Annotated in this window: 16 protein-coding genes; 8 read left to right on the top strand and 8 right to left on the bottom strand. The window is 38.5% G+C overall.

Annotated elements, in window-relative coordinates; all coding sequences use genetic code 11:
* The first annotated feature begins 9 nt into the window (after window positions 1–9).
* From CZ225_RS00185 to CZ225_RS00195, 3 genes are all read left to right on the top strand, one after another.
* Window positions 10–1,113: a glycoside hydrolase family 88/105 protein gene (locus tag CZ225_RS00185; protein WP_077155611.1), complete on the top strand. Its 1,104-nt coding sequence runs from the start codon at window positions 10–12 to the stop codon at window positions 1,111–1,113.
* Between the two features lie 605 nt (window positions 1,114–1,718).
* Window positions 1,719–3,794 carry an alpha-galactosidase gene (locus CZ225_RS00190; RefSeq protein WP_077155612.1) on the top strand — a complete coding sequence of 692 codons (2,076 nt, stop codon included), beginning with the start codon at window positions 1,719–1,721 and terminating at the stop codon, window positions 3,792–3,794.
* 60 nt (window positions 3,795–3,854) lie between these two features.
* On the top strand, window positions 3,855–4,640 hold the full coding sequence (locus CZ225_RS00195) for a sialate O-acetylesterase (protein WP_077152542.1): 786 nt from the start codon (window positions 3,855–3,857) through the stop codon (window positions 4,638–4,640).
* Between the two features lie 205 nt (window positions 4,641–4,845).
* Here the strand turns inward: CZ225_RS00195 and CZ225_RS00200 are convergent, their stop codons facing one another.
* Genes CZ225_RS00200 through dut form a run of 5 tightly spaced genes read right to left on the bottom strand, consistent with a single transcriptional unit; the run spans window position 4,846 to window position 13,021 of the window.
* Window positions 4,846–8,850: a hybrid sensor histidine kinase/response regulator transcription factor gene (locus tag CZ225_RS00200; RefSeq protein WP_077155613.1), complete on the bottom strand. Its 4,005-nt coding sequence runs from the start codon at window positions 8,848–8,850 to the stop codon at window positions 4,846–4,848.
* 26 nt (window positions 8,851–8,876) lie between these two features.
* Window positions 8,877–10,175: a murein hydrolase activator EnvC family protein gene (locus tag CZ225_RS00205; protein ID WP_077152543.1), complete on the bottom strand. Its 1,299-nt coding sequence runs from the start codon at window positions 10,173–10,175 to the stop codon at window positions 8,877–8,879.
* Window positions 10,172–10,750 carry a lipoprotein insertase outer membrane protein LolB1 gene (locus tag CZ225_RS00210; RefSeq protein WP_077152544.1) on the bottom strand — a complete coding sequence of 193 codons (579 nt, stop codon included), beginning with the start codon at window positions 10,748–10,750 and terminating at the stop codon, window positions 10,172–10,174. Before CZ225_RS00210 ends, CZ225_RS00205 begins: the two co-directional genes overlap by 4 nt.
* Complete coding sequence (locus tag CZ225_RS00215) at window positions 10,747–12,585, bottom strand: tetratricopeptide repeat protein (protein WP_234983117.1); 1,839 nt, start codon at window positions 12,583–12,585, stop codon at window positions 10,747–10,749. The genes CZ225_RS00210 and CZ225_RS00215 overlap by 4 nt, the downstream gene beginning before the upstream one ends.
* A 1-nt stretch (window position 12,586) precedes the next feature.
* The gene (gene dut, locus CZ225_RS00220) at window positions 12,587–13,021 is read right to left on the bottom strand and encodes a dUTP diphosphatase (protein ID WP_025074739.1); all 435 of its coding nucleotides are present in this window, start codon (window positions 13,019–13,021) and stop codon (window positions 12,587–12,589) included.
* Window positions 13,022–13,199: 178 nt separating this feature from the next.
* Here dut and CZ225_RS00225 point away from each other — a divergent pair, with 178 nt between their 5' ends.
* On the top strand, window positions 13,200–14,546 hold the full coding sequence (locus CZ225_RS00225) for a deoxyguanosinetriphosphate triphosphohydrolase (RefSeq protein ID WP_077152545.1): 1,347 nt from the start codon (window positions 13,200–13,202) through the stop codon (window positions 14,544–14,546).
* Here the strand turns inward: CZ225_RS00225 and CZ225_RS00230 are convergent.
* Window positions 14,518–15,531, bottom strand: a complete 1,014-nt coding sequence (locus CZ225_RS00230) for a glycine N(alpha)-acyltransferase GlsB (RefSeq protein WP_077152546.1) — start codon at window positions 15,529–15,531, stop codon at window positions 14,518–14,520. The two genes, CZ225_RS00225 and CZ225_RS00230, sit on opposite strands and share 29 nt — an antisense overlap.
* A 26-nt stretch (window positions 15,532–15,557) precedes the next feature.
* Window positions 15,558–16,376, bottom strand: a complete 819-nt coding sequence (locus CZ225_RS00235) for a lyso-glycine lipid O-acyltransferase GlsA (RefSeq protein WP_077152547.1) — start codon at window positions 16,374–16,376, stop codon at window positions 15,558–15,560.
* 260 nt (window positions 16,377–16,636) lie between these two features.
* Here CZ225_RS00235 and CZ225_RS00240 point away from each other — a divergent pair, with 260 nt between their 5' ends.
* On the top strand, window positions 16,637–17,140 hold the full coding sequence (locus CZ225_RS00240) for an RNA polymerase sigma factor (RefSeq protein WP_077152548.1): 504 nt from the start codon (window positions 16,637–16,639) through the stop codon (window positions 17,138–17,140).
* A 451-nt stretch (window positions 17,141–17,591) separates the two neighbouring features.
* Here the strand turns inward: CZ225_RS00240 and CZ225_RS00245 are convergent, their stop codons facing one another.
* Window positions 17,592–17,873: a hypothetical protein gene (locus CZ225_RS00245; protein ID WP_077152549.1), complete on the bottom strand. Its 282-nt coding sequence runs from the start codon at window positions 17,871–17,873 to the stop codon at window positions 17,592–17,594.
* A gap of 94 nt (window positions 17,874–17,967) precedes the next feature.
* Between CZ225_RS00245 and mraZ the strand changes: the two genes are divergently transcribed.
* The 3 genes from mraZ to CZ225_RS00260 are packed head-to-tail and all read left to right on the top strand — an operon-like array spanning window position 17,968 to window position 19,698.
* A complete protein-coding gene (gene mraZ / locus CZ225_RS00250; protein WP_077152550.1) occupies window positions 17,968–18,438 on the top strand; it encodes a division/cell wall cluster transcriptional repressor MraZ in 471 nt (156 codons plus the stop codon).
* Entirely contained in the window at window positions 18,425–19,339 is a 915-nt protein-coding gene (rsmH, locus tag CZ225_RS00255; RefSeq protein ID WP_077152551.1) for a 16S rRNA (cytosine(1402)-N(4))-methyltransferase RsmH, read from the top strand. The genes mraZ and rsmH overlap by 14 nt, the downstream gene beginning before the upstream one ends.
* A gap of 5 nt (window positions 19,340–19,344) precedes the next feature.
* Window positions 19,345–19,698, top strand: a complete 354-nt coding sequence (locus tag CZ225_RS00260; RefSeq protein ID WP_077152552.1) for an FtsL-like putative cell division protein — start codon at window positions 19,345–19,347, stop codon at window positions 19,696–19,698.
* The last annotated feature ends 18 nt before the right edge of the window (window positions 19,699–19,716 follow it).

The raw sequence follows: 19,716 nt of genomic DNA on the forward strand, positions 1-19,716 counted from the left end.
ATTATTATTATGTCAAAAAAGTTATTTATATTCGTATTTTTACTCCCTTTTCAATTATTATTGGCTCAATCTAGTCAATTGACTGATTTCCCGGAAGGTTACACTCCGGAAGAAGTTGGTAAACGTTTAGCCTACCGTTTTGTAGATGGTAAACACGCACTGCATGCCGGTAAATGGATTAGTTATCCGGAGACTTTTAACTGGAACGGTGCCCTTCAATTGGCTAAAATAACCAAGGACAAAAAGCTCTTCAAACTCCTGGAAAATAAATTCGAGCCTTTGTTTACCACGGAAAAGAAGTTGCTACCTATCATGAATCATGTCGATTTGAATATGTTCGGAAGCCTGCCTCTGAACCTGTATCAGATGACAAAGAAAAAGAAGTACCTGAAACTGGGACTGCCTTACGCTGATACTCAATGGGAGGTTCCTGAGAATGCGAAACCTTCGGAAAAGGAATGGGCCGGCAAAGGCTACTCCTGGCAGACACGTCTTTGGATTGATGATATGTATATGATTACCATCGTACAGACTCAGGCTTACAAGGTAACCAAAGATCGTAAGTATATTGACCGTGCAGCCAAAGAAATGGTACTTTATCTGGATGAGCTGCAACGTCCCAACGGCTTGTTCTATCATGCTCCCGATGTACCATTTTACTGGGGACGCGGTAACGGCTGGATGGCTGCCGGTATGACCGAGTTACTACGTAACCTCCCTAAAAATCATCCAAACCGCGAACGCATTATGCAGGGATATCACACCATGATGAAAAGCCTGCTGGATTACCAAACCTCAAGCGGTATGTGGAACCAATTGATTGACCAGCCTGACTGCTGGGCCGAGACTTCCGGATCTGCCATGTTTACTTTTGCTTTTATTGTAGGTGTGAAGAATGGCTGGCTGGATGCAGAGGTATACGGTCCTGCTGCACGTAAAGCATGGATGGCTTTGGTGTCCTATATTAATGATAAGGGAGCTGTGAGAGAAGTATGTGTCGGAACAAACAAAAAAAATAGTAAGCAGTACTACTATGACCGTCCCCGCAATACGGGGGATTATCATGGACAAGCTCCTTATCTGTGGTGTACAGTTGCACTACTGGAAAAGTAACAGAGCTCCATCATGTTTAGTTATCTTAAAGCAGATACACATTGTTTTCAAATATTAATAGTCAATCTATTGGCTACTAATACCTAAGATATTGAGGATTAATAGCTGATATATTAACTATTAATCCTCAACAAGCAGAAAAACAATAATCATTTTGAAGCCCTAGAAACGTATTATGGGAGTTTGTTTATGATTTTATTCCTGTCACCAAATAAGAAACTGAAGACAAAACAGCGAATGATGTGTTGATGATCCGTTTTCCTGAAAATATATCGCGGTTCATTTTATCAAGCTGGTGCTGAAAGATGAAAGACCATACTGACCAGACCTACCGCTTCAGATTTCAAACAATTGGATGGTCTCAAATCTCCCAAAATAAAGCTATTATATATGTTTAGGGAAGATGGGGAGCATATTTTATTATTTATTGATTCTTATCTTTACATTCTTCTAAATGTTTTTGCCTTACTTTGCATTGTTGAATCTAAAACTAGTTTCATATGAAAACTAAAACCTTGTCATTAAGACATCTTTGTCGTTATCTCATTTCAATCAACCATTTCCCATATAACTATTGTGGGTAACTTTTAAAATTAATGTTTAAGATGAAAAGGCAGTTCGTTACATTAATAATATTTTTTATAGTAGTATCCGCTTTTGCTCAAAAAACATATTATTGCCAGCAAGAAGGAGACACATTAGTTATTGGGAATGATCAGATTGAACGGAAGTTTATTTGGAATGGTGGGAATTTAATGACATATAGTTTAAGTAACAAAGCAAGTGGTAAAATAGAACTAGTAACCGCTCCCCTACCGGATCTACTCATTTCCAAAACGGAAAAAGTCGGTACTAACGGTCTATGCCGAACGGAAGAAGTAACTGCTACTGATATTCATCCAGCTTATCTAAAAACGACAGTAACATTCACCTTGGGTGCATTAGATATTCAAAAAATATATCGGATTTATGATCATTGCCCAGCAATAGCATGTGATACCTATCTGAAAGGAACAATGAATCGTATTTCAGAAGAACAAAATGAAAATTCAGCCGACCACAAAAATATAGAGTCTGCAGAAGACATGAAATCCAGGGCTGTAACTGCGATCTTAGACCAATTGAATTTTAAAGGGCAGCATTGGCATGCGAAAGCTGTAGAATTTTGGGATGTGACAGATTGGAATAATAATTTAGTAACAGAACGAAATGCCATTATTTATCGTAAAAACAATTATCGTGGGAACCTTTTTTTCGTACGTAACGGAGAAGATAACAATGGTTTCTTCTTTTTAAAAGAAGCTCCTTGCTCCAGTGTTCAGTTAGCGTATAAAGATGCAGACTTCATCGCTGAATTTGGAAAATTCATGATCACGGGATTAGGACTTACAGAAACAGATATCCGAGAAGATGAATGGACGCGAACATACAGTTGCGTAACAGGAGTATATACTGGAGATGAACTGGAAGCATTGACTGCATTACGCAATTACCAGAAAAACATCCGTACCCATCTTCAAGAACGTGACGAAATGATTATGATGAATACTTGGGGTGATCGCAGCCAAGATACTAAAGTCAATGAAGCATTCTGCTTACAAGAATTAGAACGTGCAGCTAAATTAGGAATTACTCATTTTCAAATAGATGATGGGTGGCAAACGGGAAAAAGTCCTAATTCAGCTACAGCCAAAGGATCTTTCAAGAATATCTGGGATAATAAAGACTACTGGAAACCCAATATAGACAAATATCCACATGGATTAACTCCAATTGTTGAAAGAGGAAAAAGGTTAGGTATTGAGATTTGTCTATGGTTCAATCCCAGTGTACAAAATGATTTTGCAGACTGGCATAAAGACGCGGAAGCACTGATCGGAATTTATCGTAAATACGGAATTCGAATTTTTAAGATTGATGGATTGACCATTCCCACCAAAACATCTGAAATAAATCTTCGTAAACTATTTAATAAAGTACTGGCAGAGACGGATAATAAAGTCATGTTCAATCTAGATGCGACAGCCAGCCGTCGTGGAGGTTACCATATGTTCAATGAATATGGAAATATCTTTCTGGAAAACCGCTATACAGATTGGAAGAATTACTACCCATATTGGACACTTCGCAACTTATGGATGCTAGCCAAATATGTACCCGCAGAAAAATTGCAAATCGAATTTCTAAATAAGTGGAGAAATTCACAGAAATACGGTAACGAACCATTTGCTCCGGCAAATTATTCATTCGAATATCTCTTTGCAACTACTATGGCAGGACAGCCATTAGCCTGGATGGAAGCTTCCAATCTTCCTGACGAAGCGTTTAAACTGAAGAAGCTAGTAGAGCAATACAAAGAACTACAATATAATTTTCACCAAGGAATCATTCTCCCTATTGGAGATGAACCTTCCGGACGCTCTTGGACAGGTTTCCAATCGATCTGCGATCAAGTGAACAAAGCTCCGAGTGGTTACCTCCTTATTTATAGAGAAGATAATGACCAAGATGAAACATGGATAGAAACTTGGTTACCTGAAGGTAAAGAAATCGTCTGTACTCCAATATTTGGAAGTGGTAAAGCAATAAATAGTATAGTTGGAAGAAAAGGCTCAATAAAAGTCACTCTTCCCCAAAAAAATAACTTCGTCATGTATCAATATCAAGTAAAGGAAAACTGATATTAAACTATAAACACAAGAGAATTTACACTTAAATATAACTTCAAATAAAAAACAGATATGAATAAGAATCTATATTTGTTACTATTTCTACTCTTTCAATCTTTAGCAATATATGCCGGAGAAAAAGTAAAACCATCCGATCTAGACTTATATTTATGTATAGGTCAATCTAACATGGCAGGACGTGCAGATCTAACTCCGGAAATAATGGACACTTTGCAAAATGTATATCTATTAAATGACAAAGGACATTTTGAACCGGCTTCCAATCCGTTAAATCGTTATTCAACAGTCAGAAAGAACCTATCAATGCAACGTTTAGGACCAAGTTATGCCTTTGCCAAGGAAATTGAAAGAAAAACGAAAAACCCGGTAGGTTTAGTAGTAAATGCCCGCGGGGGAAGCTCCATAAATGCCTGGTTGAAAGGCAGCAAAAATGGGTATTATGAAAAAGCCTTATCACGAATCCGAATAGCCATGAAACAAGGAGGACACTTGAAAGCTATTCTCTGGCATCAAGGAGAAGCCGATTGTTCGAATCCGGAAGAATATAAGCAAAAATTAATTTTACTTATTAAAAGTTTCAGAGAAGATCTGGGAATGCCTGAGCTTCCTGTTATTGTTGGACAGATTTCTCAATGGAATTGGACAAAAAGAGAAGCAGGAACAGCTCCTTTTAATAAGATGATTAGGAAGGTTTCTTCATTTATCCCATACTCTGATTGGGTTTCATCCAAAGGAGCAGATTGCTACAAAGATGAAACAGATCCTCATTTTGGGACTAAAGGACAATTGCTAATAGGAAAACGCTATGCTAAAAAAGTATACAAGTTCTATAAATAAAATGAAGCTGTATCAAAATGCCGATTAACTTATCATTCTGTTCTAAGAGAACATAGCGAAGAATCTCTTCTTTCACTTAAATAAAGAGTAAATTCTTCGCTACGTTCAGAATGACAAAGCAAAATAAGAACGATTATCTATTTTGATGCAACTTCACCTCACATTAGCTCCAGACAAAGATTTCACCTCTTAATAACATACGAGATCATGATTCTCCAGAAAGCGGAGGCTGACCAATATAATCTTTAGGCAAAACACCATACTGAGCCTTAAAGCACTTAGCAAAATAAGAAGAAGAACCAAATCCTACCTGTGAAGCGACTTCAGAAATCCGCGTACCACTTTTAATTAACTCGGCAGCACGATTCATACGAAGAGTCTTCAAGTAATCATTTGGAGACACACCAGAGAGAGCTTTTATTTTCCTATAGAAATTAGAACGGCTCATATGCATTTGCTCAGCAAGCGTATCTATAGAGAAATTTTCATCTGCTAATTGATCTGCAATCACTCCCTGTATTTTAGCAACAAACTCACAGTCTTTCTGAGACATCGCAAGATCTGTTGTAACAATAGAGTCTGCTGCTCCAACAGATAAGCTATTCATCAGTTTATAGAAAGACTGCCTCAATTTAAGAAGATTCTCAATCTGCATATGAAGCTGTTTTATTGAAAACGGTTTCTCAATATATACATCTGCTCCGGATTCAAGACCTTCCACTTTAGATTCAAGAGTTGTTTTCGCTGTCAATAAAATAACCGGAATATGCGAATATTCAATATCATTTTTTACTCGGCTGCATAACTCTAACCCATCCATTTCCGGCATCATCACGTCACTTACAATCACATCGACACTTTCCCGAGAAAGTACTTCCAGTGCCTCAACGCCATTAGTAGCTTTCAATACACGAAACCAAACACTCAGTGATTCACGAGTCAGATTCAGTAAATCGACATTATCCTCCACCAGCAACACAGTAAATTTCTTTCCAGAAAACTCGGAAACAATTCCTTCTCCCCCCTCTTCCGATTGAGCTTCTATTATTTCAGCCTCAGGCTCTACGTTTACTTTCTCCAATGGAAGAGATAAAACAAAAGAGGAACCTCCACCAACAGCGTCTTCTACCCACAGATCACCATGATGAGCCTCAGCTAAAGACTTTGCAAAAGCCAATCCAATACCTGTTCCTACAGAAGCGACCTTGTCTCCCGGCAATTGGTAAAAGGCTTCAAAGACCTTTATTTTTTGTCCATCCGGGACTCCCGGTCCATCATCACTTACAGAGATTCTTATATTGGTATCTGTCACCGACAGTTTTAATTCCACATGTGTCTGGGAATATTTTAAAGCATTTCCCATCAAATTGACCAGAATCTTACTGATCTTTTCCGGATCAATCATTAATACCAATTTATTATCAGGCAATACCAGTTTTAATTCAAGCCCTTTCAGTTCCGCCGGACTAGTAAACTGGCTATAAATATCTTGTACCAATTCATTGATCGAACACCGTTTCTGATTCAATTGCAAAGCTCCACTTTCCATTTTCTGGAAGTCAAGTAACTGATTGGTAATCCCCAACAGATAATTCACATTCTTATCAATGACAGAAAGATACTTAACATCCCTCCCCTCTCTCTGAGTTTCCTGCAACTTCTCAAGTGGAAGCCGAATTAAACTTAGTGGAGTACGTATCTCATGTACCAGATTAATAAAGAAGTTAATCTTCGACTTATATACTTCTTTCTCTTGCTTAACCTGATAATCCTCCATTCGAAGTTTGTATTTGCGTTTGACATACCAGTTCCAACGCCAAGCAACCAGATAAGTCAGTCCAAGCAACAAAAGGATATAAACAATATAAGCAATTGTACTTCGCCACCAGGGAGGAGTAATGATTATCCATAGACGAGTTGCTTTATCACTCCACTTATAATCGTTATTAGAACCACGAACCAGAAATTCATACTCACCAGGAGGCAAATTGGTATAAGATGCCATATAACTTTCCGAATTCATAATCCATTCCTTATCTACACCTTTCAATATGTATGAATAACGATTCTTATGCGGGTCTTCATAACTCAATGCAACAAAACGGATAGAGAAACTATTATATTTAAAAGGCAATACAATTTTACGAGCCATATATAACGGTTCGTTAAGCTGAAGAACCTGTTTTACGGTCTTATCTTTGGGTAAATAAGGTAATCGGATATCTGTAACATAAACCGGAGGAATATAAGAATTATCTTCGAATTGTTCCGGAACAAAAGCATTAAAGCCATTTATACCCCCAAAATAAATCTTACCATTAGAAGATTTTAAAGAAGACTGTGCTGTAAACTGATTTCCCTGCAAACCATCATTCACTGTAAACTGACGATAGCTATCTTTAATAACAGGATTAATCTTAATCAATCCTATATTAGAAGATATCCAGAAATTACCTGACTGATCTTGTTCTATAGAATAAATCACATTATTAGGCAATATTTTATTCTGAGGATCAAAATTGGCAAAGTTCTCTTCTTTCGGGTTGAAAGAACAAAGTCCACCTCCATTCGTTCCAAACCACATCGTACCTCTCATATCCTCAAACAAACAGATGACAGAGTTACTGGAAATAGTAGTCGAATCTTCGCGTTTATGCTGGAAATGTCTCCAACTATTATTAATAGTATTATTGAGGAAAACACCATTATTGGAAGTTGCAATCCAGAGATTGTTATACATATCTTCGTATATATCAACTACGGATATCATCGAACCAATGGTTGTAATAGTCAAGAAGTCATCACTCTCCGGAGAATAACAACATAACCCCCAACTTGTCCCGACAAAAATATTTCCTCGTCTATCCTTATATACACATAACACATCATTACTACAAATTGTATTAGGTACTCCTCGCGAATGAGTATAATTCCTCGTCATTCCTGTATTCAAATCTATAACATACAATCCTCCGGCATAAGTACCCACCCATAATTTATTATCATCAAGTAATAACGAACGAATGTCTAATTTCAAATTCTTATCGCCTCCAATGGAATATTCAGATAACTCACCCGTCACAGAATCAAAAAAACATAAACCGTTACGTGTACCTATCCAAATGTTTCCTTCTTTATTCTCACAAAAAGGGCCTACCACTTTTCCTGCACTCAGTACTCCGGGTAATGTAGCCGGTGAATAATAATCAAAGCGTTTGGACTCTTTCGGCATATAATTTACTCCACCTAGGTTTGTCATTACCCAAAGTGCACCTTCCGCATCCCACATCATCGCATTGATTGTCTGATCGCTTAAACTTCGTGAATCATATGGATTATCTCCTCTGCAAAACGTATTCGTAATACGATTAAAAAGATATAATCCATTGTCCGTCCCCACCAATAATTCTTGCTCCGAATATTTCAACAAACAACGAATGGCCCCAAAGTTCAAAGAAGTAGTATAGTGTTCCAGTAACCCTGTTTGTTTATTCAAGTGGTACAGAAGATTAACATCCGCTCCAACCCAAATTTCGCCATCCACATTCTGTACACAATTAATTTTATGACTGTCTGACGCATCCACAAAAGGTGAAACCTCATAGGCCTGCAAGAACTTACCATTTTCATCGAAGCAAAGGAGTCCCTCTTGCAAAGAAGCCGTATAAATCAACCCATCATTTCCAACACAAATATCCCAAAGAAAAGATGTCTGCGAACTATTCTGGATTAACACTTCTCTTTCAGGATCATAAATAAAAATCCCCTGCCCTAAAGTTCCAATCCAAATCTTCCCATCCTTTGCTTTTACTACTTTCTTCACTTCACTACTTACAGACACTCCGTAACTAGTCGTACTATTGAATCTGGAAAAACGGTCGGTCTCCCGATCATAAATATAAAGTCCCGAATTAGTACCGACCCAAATTCTCTGCTCATCTTCAAAAAGAGTTTCCACAAAGTTGCTTTCCAAAGAATAATCTTCATTCAGTGCATTGCGGTAAACTTTATTCCCCTGTCCGTCATATCGATTCAGCCCATCACTGGTACCCAACCAAATAAAGCCATAACTATCTTGAATAGCACACCATACCGTATTATGAGATAAACCATCCTCAACTTGATACTTCTTGAATGAGAAGTATGGAGCCGCTGATAATGGTTCGAGCCAAAAGGCTAATAGAAATATTAGGATTTTAGTCAATTTCATCTTACACATGTGTTTTATTAATTCAATTATCGGTTTAACCATGGTTCCGGATTCAATTTTTCTTTCTCTTTACGCAATTGGAAATGCAATACTGTACGTCCATTATCTGTTCCGTCTGAGAATATCTGTCCTATCTCTTGCTTAGTCTTAACCGTATCACCCGACTTAACTGATGCAGAAGAAAGATTACAATAAACAGAAATATAATCCCCATGACGAATGAGCACATTAAATAGTCCATTCAGTTGAAATACTGCTGCTACCTTACCATCAAAAATCGCACGCGCCTTCGCACCCGGCTTACCTTGGATATCAATTCCTTTATTATCCAGCTGGACATTACGAAGTCCTTCGACTGCATACTGACCATAATGACTGACAATGATATAAGGCCCGGTCACCGGCATTGGAAGCTTTCCCCGATTCGCAGCAAAACTCCCAGATAACTCCCGGTCTTCTTTACTCATCCTGTAAGCATCCAGCGGTTTTGCCTTCGTGGCAGTTACTGTCTCTGTAGATTTCTTCTCTTTAGACTCTGTTTTCTCACGGACAGTAGCGTTACGACGAGCTTCTTCCGCTCTTTTATGTGCACGTTCTATTTCTTCGTTAATCAAACGATCAATGCGTGCATTCAACTGATTAGCTTCTTTTCTCTTCTTATTTATCTCACTTTGCAATCCTTTCTGCTTTTTCTGCAGATTGGCAACCAAAGTACGCTTTTCTTTTTCTTGATCCTCCAGTTTTGCTTTTTCAGCCTCCCGCTCCTTCAGCAATCCCTCCTTAGCGTTTCTTACCTGTTGGCGTTCTGCTTTCTTTTTTCGTATCTGTTCCTGCTTTTTCAATATTTCCTCTCCCTGCAAACGTTGATAAGTCGCATACTCACGCACATACCGCATACGACGATATGTCTGACTCAAACTTTTTGCAGAGAAAATAAACATCAGTTTCTCTTCCACCGATTTGTTCTTATACAAATATTGCACAGAGGCTTCATACTTTTTCTTCTTATCCTTCAAATCTTTTTGAAGAACATTTAACTGATATTCCAAAGAAGACAACTCACGTTCAATCGCCTCCATATCATTATTAATAGCAAGAATATAACGTTTTCTCTCTTCAATCTGTCCGGTTAGCGCAGCTAGACCATTCAACTGACTACCTACATCCTTTTTTGTATCTTTCAATAATGATTCTGTATCAGATATCTGCTTTTGCAGAGCACCACGTTTGCCTTCCAACTCACGAATCAACTTATTCGACTGAGCCGAAAGAGGGATTGCCAGCCATAGGCAACTTATCAGAATCATAAAGATGCGTTTTATCATAACAGAGCTATCAGCATTTTTACTAATTCTTCCAAAGGAACCTCCGTATATTTAGAGGTAAGTTCCGTTGGAGCCATTGAAAATTCTTTTGTCGAGAATTCATATAACTGTATTTTTGCCTTCTCTAATGAAGGAATTCCTAACTCCTTTCCCGTTAGTTCAGTCTTTCCACCCGGGAGAGCTGCATCAGTCAGGGCCCTTTCCAAACGTGAGAATTCTGCATTTTTAGGCAATATATCTTTCAATTCATCTTTGGTTGCACGCACATATCGCTTATTCATCCGATCCACAATCAGTACTTTATCCGGAGCTATCTCGATACGTGCAATCTCGGTACGCAAGATAGGCATTAATAAAGAAATCTGCACCAGTTCGTTACTTTTCATCTTCATGAGACCTCCCACTGACATACTACCACTTTTGCCGGGAATAGTCAGCTGGAGTTTGGAAGCCAAATAACTGAAAGCCGGAGTAACTACCGCCTTCTCCTTTTCTTTCTCTACCACCACATGTTTGCTACTCTTACAGCCCGCCAACATTACCAGCATCAACAACAGATAAGCAAATCTTCTCATTCAGCAATATACTTTTTCTTTTCTATTTTTTGTTTCAGTGTTTTCGAATCATTCCCCATTTCCAATGATTGCTTCCAATACTTTAATGCACCTTCCACATCACCAGTCATGAAATAAATATCTCCACAATGTTCAACCACTTCACTACTCTTCTCTCCATCACTTTTCATCGCATTGTCTATATAGATGCGAGCCTCCGAGTAATTTCCTTTTTCAAACAATATCCAGGCATACGTATCCAGATAAGTCGCATTATTGGGTTCAGCCTTTACTGTCTTATAACTCATTTCTTCTGCTTTGTCAAGATCACGACGTTCCAATGATAAATAGTAGGCATAATTATTCAAAGCACCGACATTCGAAGGATTGTAAACCAAAGCAGAATCATAAGCCGCATAAGCATCTGCCATTTGCTTTTTGGTATGATACATATCCCCCATAATCGAATAAAAATCGGATATAACTTCCTTCTTAGTATCAGGCGTAATATGTTCCAAAGCCTTTTTGCAAACACTCACCACACTATCCGTTTGCTCTGCCTGATTATAAGCAATCGCAAGATAATAATAAAGCTCCAATGCATCGGGAGTTGCTTCAATACCAGGTTCACAGATTTTGATAATTTGCTTATAATCCTCTTTTTTAGCAGCCGAACTAATTAACATCAAACGAGCTGCCTTATTCATAGGATCCAAATCAACCACTTGCTCCAATACCGGCACAGAAGCATCTTCCATATTCTTAGACAACAGATATTGAGCATAAAGCATCGGGATCTGAGGGTCATCTACATCCTGTCGCATCACTTTTGTAAACAAATCAATCACCTGAGTACTATCTTTACCAGCTTGTTCATTTTCTACAATTACTTGACGCATTACATTCAATTTGATATCAGAAGCCACCTTCTTATTCAGCAACAACGTATCCAATTGTTGTTGGTAAAGCTCTTTCTGGTCAGTCTGTTCATAATAAGAAGCCATTGAATAAAGAGCCATTGGATTATCCGGTTCGGCTGCTAATACTTTCTGATAAGCATCATAAGCTTCCTGCTTCTTTCCATTCTGAAGATATACATCACCCAATATCACCTGATAACGCATATCCATCGGATATTCCTGTACCAGACTTTCAATTTCCTGAAAAGCTTTCTTATCATCCTTCATTTGAAGATAAATACGGAACTTTTCCATGGACAACTGTTCATTCTTTCCGATACGTTTCTCCAGACGGTTCAAAGTGGCAATAACTTCATCAAACTTTTCCTGACGTCCGTAAATATCCAGAAGATTGAACAACGGTCCCTGTTTACCGGGAAAACGCTTTGCCATCTGTTCTAATAACACTACGGCTTTATCCAATTGATCTTGTTGCTGATACAAAGAAACTAATCCCTGACTATACCAGAAATTATCCGGCGCATTTTCTACTGCTTTTTCCAATGCAGCCTGTCCTTGAGGAATCTGTCGGAGAAACATATAATACTGAGAAATCTCATAAAGTGCAGAAGCTGCATTGGGATCAATATCCAAACAATGTTGCAACAACTCAAAAGCAGCTGCATACTCCTTCTTTTCCTTCAATCGTATGGCCTCCAAAAAGAAATAATCAAACTTCCGTTGTTCCTCTTCCGTCAGTTGTGATTCCGGATTTTCGCTAGCCTTAGCTACTTTCTTCTTCTTTTTCTCAACTTTCTTCACAGCCGATTTTGTATCAATGGCATTCCCTGACACAACAGCTGTGCTTCCTGTTACTATACCTGCTGCTTGAGCAGCCATACAAGAAGTAAGTAACAAAGTACTAATCAGTAAAAATAGTATTAACTTAGCTTTCATTTCATTTTTTTCCTGTATGTCCGAAGCCACCGGTTCCACGTTCTGTTTCATCCAACACTTCCACTTCCTGCCACTCCACTTGTTCATGCTTAGCAATAATCATTTGGGCAATACGCTCTCCGTCTTCAATTACAAAAGATTCCGAAGAAAGATTGACCAAAATTATACAGATTTCTCCCCGATAATCAGCATCTATCGTACCTGGAGAATTGAGGACCGTAATTCCTTTTTTAATAGCCAAACCACTCCGAGGACGAATCTGTGCTTCAAATCCTTGTGGAAGAGCAATATATAGTCCAGTAGGTACTAAACACCGTTGCAACGGAGCCAATGTCATTGGTTCGGAAAGGTTAGCACGGATATCCATTCCTGCAGATAATTCAGTGGCATAAGCCGGAAGCGAATGCTTCGATTTATTAATAATTTGAACGTTCATAAAATCACATTTACTATTTAACAGGCGAAAATACACATTTTGTACTGAAAAAGAGTTAAGTTTGCAGTTAAATATTGTGGCGATGTGCAAATATGCCAATCCACTAATAGGGTTACACTATAAACTCACACAAAATTTAGTAGATTGAGCAGTATATTGACAGATTAAACATTTATTTATGATGAATTGGAATCAATTAATATCAGCGAAACGCTTCGGCATGGAAGAATTTCATTCGGAACGTCTGGAAAACCGTTCGGAATTTCAACGAGATTATGACCGCCTTATTTTCTCCGCTCCTTTTCGACGTTTACAAAATAAAACACAAGTATTCCCTCTCCCAGGGAGTATTTTCGTGCATAATCGTCTCACACACAGCTTAGAAGTTTCTTGTGTAGGACGTTCTTTAGGCAATGACGTTGCCAAAGCTATCTTAGAGCGTAAGCCGGAACTCCACAATTCCTTTCTACCAGAGATCGGTTCCATTGTATCCGCTGCTTGCTTGGCACATGATCTTGGCAATCCGCCATTTGGACATTCCGGAGAACGAGCCATTTCAACCTTTTTCTCAGAAGGGAAAGGATTAAACTTACAATATAAGCAGTTAAACGGAGAACAACTTTCACCGATGGAATGGGAGGATTTAACACATTTCGAAGGAAATGCCAATGCATTCCGTCTTTTGACTCACCAGTTTGAAGGACGTCGGAAAGGAGGTTTTGCGATGACCTATACAACGCTTGCTTCTATTGTAAAATATCCCTTTTCATCGAGTCTTGCAGGTAAAAAATCCAAATTCGGTTTCTTTGTCAGTGAAGAACAAAGTTTTCAAAAGATAGCTACCGAACTAGGACTTACTCAGCTCAACGACCATCCTTTGAAATATGCGCGTCATCCTCTAGTTTATCTGGTAGAAGCGGCCGATGACATTTGCTATCAAATGATGGACATAGAAGATGCCCACAAATTAAAGATCCTGACTACCGAAGAAACAAAAAAGCTTCTGATGTCCTATTTTAGTGAGGAACGTCAAAAACATATCCGTCAAACTTTCCACATTGTCAGTGACACCAATGAACAAATCGCTTATTTACGTTCTTCTGTCATCGGGCTATTGATTCGAGAATGTACCCGCGTATTCCTTGATCATGAAGATGAAATCTTGGAGGGAAGTTTCGAAGGAACACTCATCAAGCATATTTCTGAATGCCCGGCAACAGCGTACAAACATTGTGCAGACATTTCTATTAAGAAAATCTACCGTGCAAAAGATGTGCTGGACATCGAATTAGCCGGTTTCCGCGTTATCAGTACTTTGCTTGAACTTATGATAGATGCTGTAACTTCACCCGAAAAAGCATATTCTGAATTATTAATCAACCGCGTTTCCAGCCAGTACAATATAAAAGCACCTGTACTCTATGAAAGAATACAGGCGGTGCTTGATTATATTTCCGGAATGACCGATGTATTTGCACTCGATCTTTACCGCAAGATTAACGGCAACAGTCTGCCTGCGGTGTAACAACTTTAGGAGTAAATACTTCTTCAGTCTCACAAGGTGCTTTCAACGCATCCGGATTACTTTCAATAAAGGTCTGGATGTGTCGAATTCGTTTTTCTTCTAATATCTCATCAACAGCAATCAGGATACCGGTTTCTTCCACGTCACCAAATTCATAATTAATCGCTGTTCCAAACATACGCATAGTCGGACTTAAGCTCATATAAGCATTTACCAACGGCGGAATGTTATATCCTAATTTACGGATCTCACAATTCAGAATTTTATAATCCTCTTTGAATGTATCTTTGCAGAATAAAGCTTGTAATTCTTCTTCCGAAGTTTCCATTTTCAACGGTTCCATCGGGTAAACCAGCTGATCTTTATCCCAAAAGTGTTTCTTTAGAAAGTGAAGAATCATATCACGACCACGACGATGATAACTTGGATACATAGTCACTTTACCGAAGAAGAATTTCACATTCGGCATTACTACTGTCAAAGCTCCCAATCCATCCCACAAATTATCTAACGCAAACAGTCCTTTGCTCCCTGCGCGGGTAGACTGATATTCTAATGTCACAAACGAACGTCCCAACTCGATTGTTTGCGGCAAATAATCCTTAATAAACGCATCAGAGAAATGGAACATATGAGAAGTAGCTAGAATCGGAGCCCCCTTTTCATCAAAGCGGACATCTGTCCCAAGCAAATACCGATATCCTCCCAGAATCTCTTCCGCTTCCGGATTCCAAACAATCAGTTGTTTATAAGGATGTTCCATGGTATCGTATTCGTCGATATCCATCGACATCCCAGTACCTCCACCTGCTGCACGGAAAGCTATTTCACGTAAACGCCCAATCTCCTTCATTACATTCGGGGCATCCTGATGAGTAATAATATAAATCTGATTATTACTTTTATTCGTCATACGCAAGCGCCTTTCTTCTGTAAGTTCCGCTTTTAGTAGTTCTTTGCTTACCGGTCTTATAATCTCTTCCATATTCTTTGTTATAGTTGTTCTATAAGTTACAATTTATATACGATATCCTTTACATATTCGGCCCATTGTGCAGGCGTTTTCGATTTATCAAAAGTTTGCCAGGGAATTGGCTTGCCAAATGTAATAGTAAAGGTTTTATGACGATTTTTCAGCATTTCATCGGCCAAATACAGCATTGCGATATTGAATTTGATCCCTAATGTTTTACATGTATTTGCCAGATTGTAAAAGAAATCGGAATTCCGACCTTCAAAATGAACAGGCACCACGTCGCGTTTTGCCTGTACACTCTTCACAATAAATGTTTTCTTCCATTCCAGATCGCGAATAACCCCATTTTGACGACGCGAACAAAGTCCTGCTGGAAACATGATAAGCTGATTATCAGATTGAAAACCGGCTTCTACCATTTTGGGAAAGTCCTTAGCTTGCTTCCCAGTCTTATTAATAGGTATACAAAGCGGTGCCAAGCCACGAAGGTTCATCAATAAGTCATTGACCAGATATTTCACCTTTCCATTATAATGCCGTCCTAATACATAACCGAGTGCTACACCGTCCTGTCCCCCCAATGGATGATTGGAAACAAAAGTATATAAACCATTATCCGGTAGATTCTCAGCTCCTTTCACTTCTACCTTTGCATCCAGAAACTCCAGAGATGCCTCGAGGAAATCCACTCCTAACTTATCTTTCGACTCATTCAGGAATACGTTTAATTCATCCTGATGAACGATTCTCTTTAAATAGGAGATTACGAACTTAGGAATGTACTTATACTGCTTCGGTGCCTTTGCCCGAAGTATCTTATCAACATCAATTAAAAACAAAGAGTCATCAGTCATTCTTTTCAAATAAAAATGATGCTACAAAATTAGCGGTTCTTTTTTATTAATCGCAATAATTTGATAGAAAATGCAGGAATTGAGTTCAGAACCTAAAAAAAGAACACCTAAAAACTATCAAATATGACCTAAAAACTATCATCTGACAGATTTACCCCCCAAGAAAGTTGAATTTACCCCTGTCACTTTTCTTGAATCGCGCTAAACTTGCAACATCAAAAAAAACCGAATAGAATATTAACTATTAAAAAGCAACGCATATGAAAAGTTTAAGCTTCAGAAAAGATCTAATTGGAGTACAAGATGAATTACTCCGCTTTGCATACAAATTAACAACCGACCGTGAAGAAGCAAACGATTTGTTGCAAGAGACCTCACTTAAAGCATTAGATAATGAGGATAAGTATATGCCGGACACCAATTTTAAAGGATGGATGTATACTATTATGCGCAATATCTTTATTAATAACTACCGTAAAGTAGTCCGCGACCAGACATTTATCGACCAGACTGATAATCTTTATCATTTAAGTCTGCCGCAAGATGCCGGTTTTGAAAGCACAGAAAGAGCCTATGACTTGAAAGAAATGCACAAAGTGGTGAACTCTCTTCCTAAAGAATATAGAGTACCGTTCGCTATGCACGTATCAGGTTACAAATACCGCGAGATTGCAGAAAAATTGAATCTTCCGTTAGGAACTGTAAAAAGCCGTATTTTCTTTACGCGTCAAAAATTACAGGATGAATTGAAAGACTTTCGCTAAACCTTAACTATAAACTTGTCAATTTCAGACTTTATATTCTTTAGTACAGATTTTTAGTTGTGTTAATGACCTCAGAGACATGGGAAAATCAACGGATTTTCTCATGTTTTCATTTTTTCCGCACAGGACTCGTCCTTCTTTATCTTCCTTTCAAACGAAGTTTATCTTCTATTACCCCAATTACATATATTACACTAAAGAGGTAATAAAAGCCAAGTAATTTTAATTACTGTACGTATCCCTCTACCATTAATTAGATTTTCTTTTATATTCCTTTGTTAGTTCCATTCCCTTATTGAGGAATTATGGTTTCAGTGCTTGAAACTTTTAGTTTCATCTAATTGAAACCATTAGTTTCAGTGCTTGAAACTTTTAGTTTCACCTAATGAAACCATTAGTTCCAGTGCTTGAAACTCTTCATTCAATAGGATCAAACACTTCATTCATACAGTTAGTTTAAACCTCTCATAACTATTTCTTCATGTTTTGTTCCCCTGCCCCTCTTCCTGATGGTGACGACATAATTTTCCATCACACTGCCATCACCACTTGCCATCACATCGTCGATCATTAATACAAAGGAAGTTAGCAACAAATAGGTGACTGTGATGGATTTATTATAAAACACACATAGGGAAGAAGTGGGCTGAATAAACAAAATAATTAGATGAATCCCCCACCAACAAAGTCTTTTCGGAGCAACTTCATTTTCAATGAAATAAGCAATTAACATTCTGTTGAAAACTTCTCAAAAAGATTTTTGTGGAATATAGTGGGGAATTGTGGGGAAATTCATACTTTTACCGTCGCTTATTATAATAAGGTAAATGATACGTTTTTTAGGGAATATTGAAGCCAGAGCGGATGCCAAAGGAAGAGTATTTATACCCGCCACTTTTAGGAAACAGTTACAAGCTGTTTCTGAAGAGAGGCTTATTATGCGTAAAGACGTATTTCAAGACTGCCTGACACTCTATCCAGAGAGTGTGTGGAATGAGGAACTGAACGAACTCCGAAGCAGATTAAATAAATGGAACAGCAAACACCAATTAATCTTCAGGCAATTTGTTAGTGATGTTGAAGTGGTCACTCAAGATAGTAACGGACGAATACTTATTCCCAAACGATACTTGCAAATTTGTGATATCCGGGGGGATATTCGTTTTATCGGCGTCGATAACAAAATAGAGATCTGGGCTAAAGAACGGACAGAACAACCATTTATGTCGTCTGAAGAGTTCGGAGCCGCATTAGAAGAAATTATGAACGATGACAAAATAGAAAATGGAGAAAGATGAACTGACATACCACGTACCTGTATTACTGAAAGAAAGCGTTGATGCAATGAATATTCGTCCGGATGGAACGTATGTAGACGTTACATTTGGAGGGGGCGGGCATTCTCGTGAAATCCTGTCACGACTCGGAGAAGGAGGACAGCTACTAGGATTTGATCAGGATGAAGATGCAGAACGTAACATCGTCAACGATCCCCATTTCACTTTTGTACGTAGTAATTTCCGTTATCTGCACAACTTCCTCCGTTACCATGACATCGAACAGGTAGATGCGATCCTAGCTGACCTCGGCGTATCTTCCCATCACTTTGATGACAGTGAACGTGGATTCTCTTTCCGTTTCGATGGGGCACTGGATATGCGTATGAATAAACGCGCCGGACTTACAGCTGCGGATATAGTAAATACGTACGAAGAAGAACGATTGGCGAATCTTTTTTATTTATACGGAGAATTAAAGAACAGCCGGAAACTGGCTTCTGTCATTGCAAAAGAACGGAACGGAAAATATATCCAGACGATCGGTGAGTTTCTGGATATTATCAAACCTCTTTTTGGACGAGAACGAGAAAAGAAGGAACTGGCAAAAGTATTCCAAGCACTTCGCATTGAAGTGAACCAAGAAATGGAAGCACTAAAAGAGATGTTACTGGCGACTACCGAGGTGCTTAAGCCGGGAGGAAGATTAGTTGTCATCACCTATCACTCATTGGAGGACCGCATGGTGAAAAACATCATGAAGACGGGTAACGTAGAAGGAAAAGCAGAAGTAGACTTTTTTGGAAATGTACAAACCCCTTTCCGATTGATCAACAATAAAGTGATTGTTCCCAATGAAGCGGAGATAGAAAGAAATCCGCGTTCGAGAAGTGCTAAATTACGTATTGCAGAGAAAAAATAAAAGATATGGAAGAAACAGTAAACAAAAAAGCAGCAGAGGAGAAGAAGAAAAAACGGACTTCGTTGAAAAGTATTCTGGGTGGGGATATTCTGGCTACTGACTTTTTCCGTCGCCAGACGAAGTTATTGGTACTTATTATGGTAATGGTGATCTTCTATATCCACAACCGTTATGCCAGTCAGCAGCAGCAGATTGAAATAGACAAGTTGAAAAAGGAACTGATAGATATCAAATACGATGCACTGACTCGTAGTTCCGAATTAATGGAAAAGAGTCGTCAATCACGTATTGAGAATTACATATCGAGTAAGGAAAGCGATTTGCAAACTTCCACTAATCCGCCTTACCTTATTAAATAGAAAACGAGAGTAGAACAT

This window comes from Bacteroides bouchesdurhonensis (genome assembly GCF_900155865.1).
In the GTDB taxonomy this organism is placed as follows: Bacteria; Bacteroidota; Bacteroidia; order Bacteroidales; family Bacteroidaceae; genus Bacteroides; species Bacteroides bouchesdurhonensis.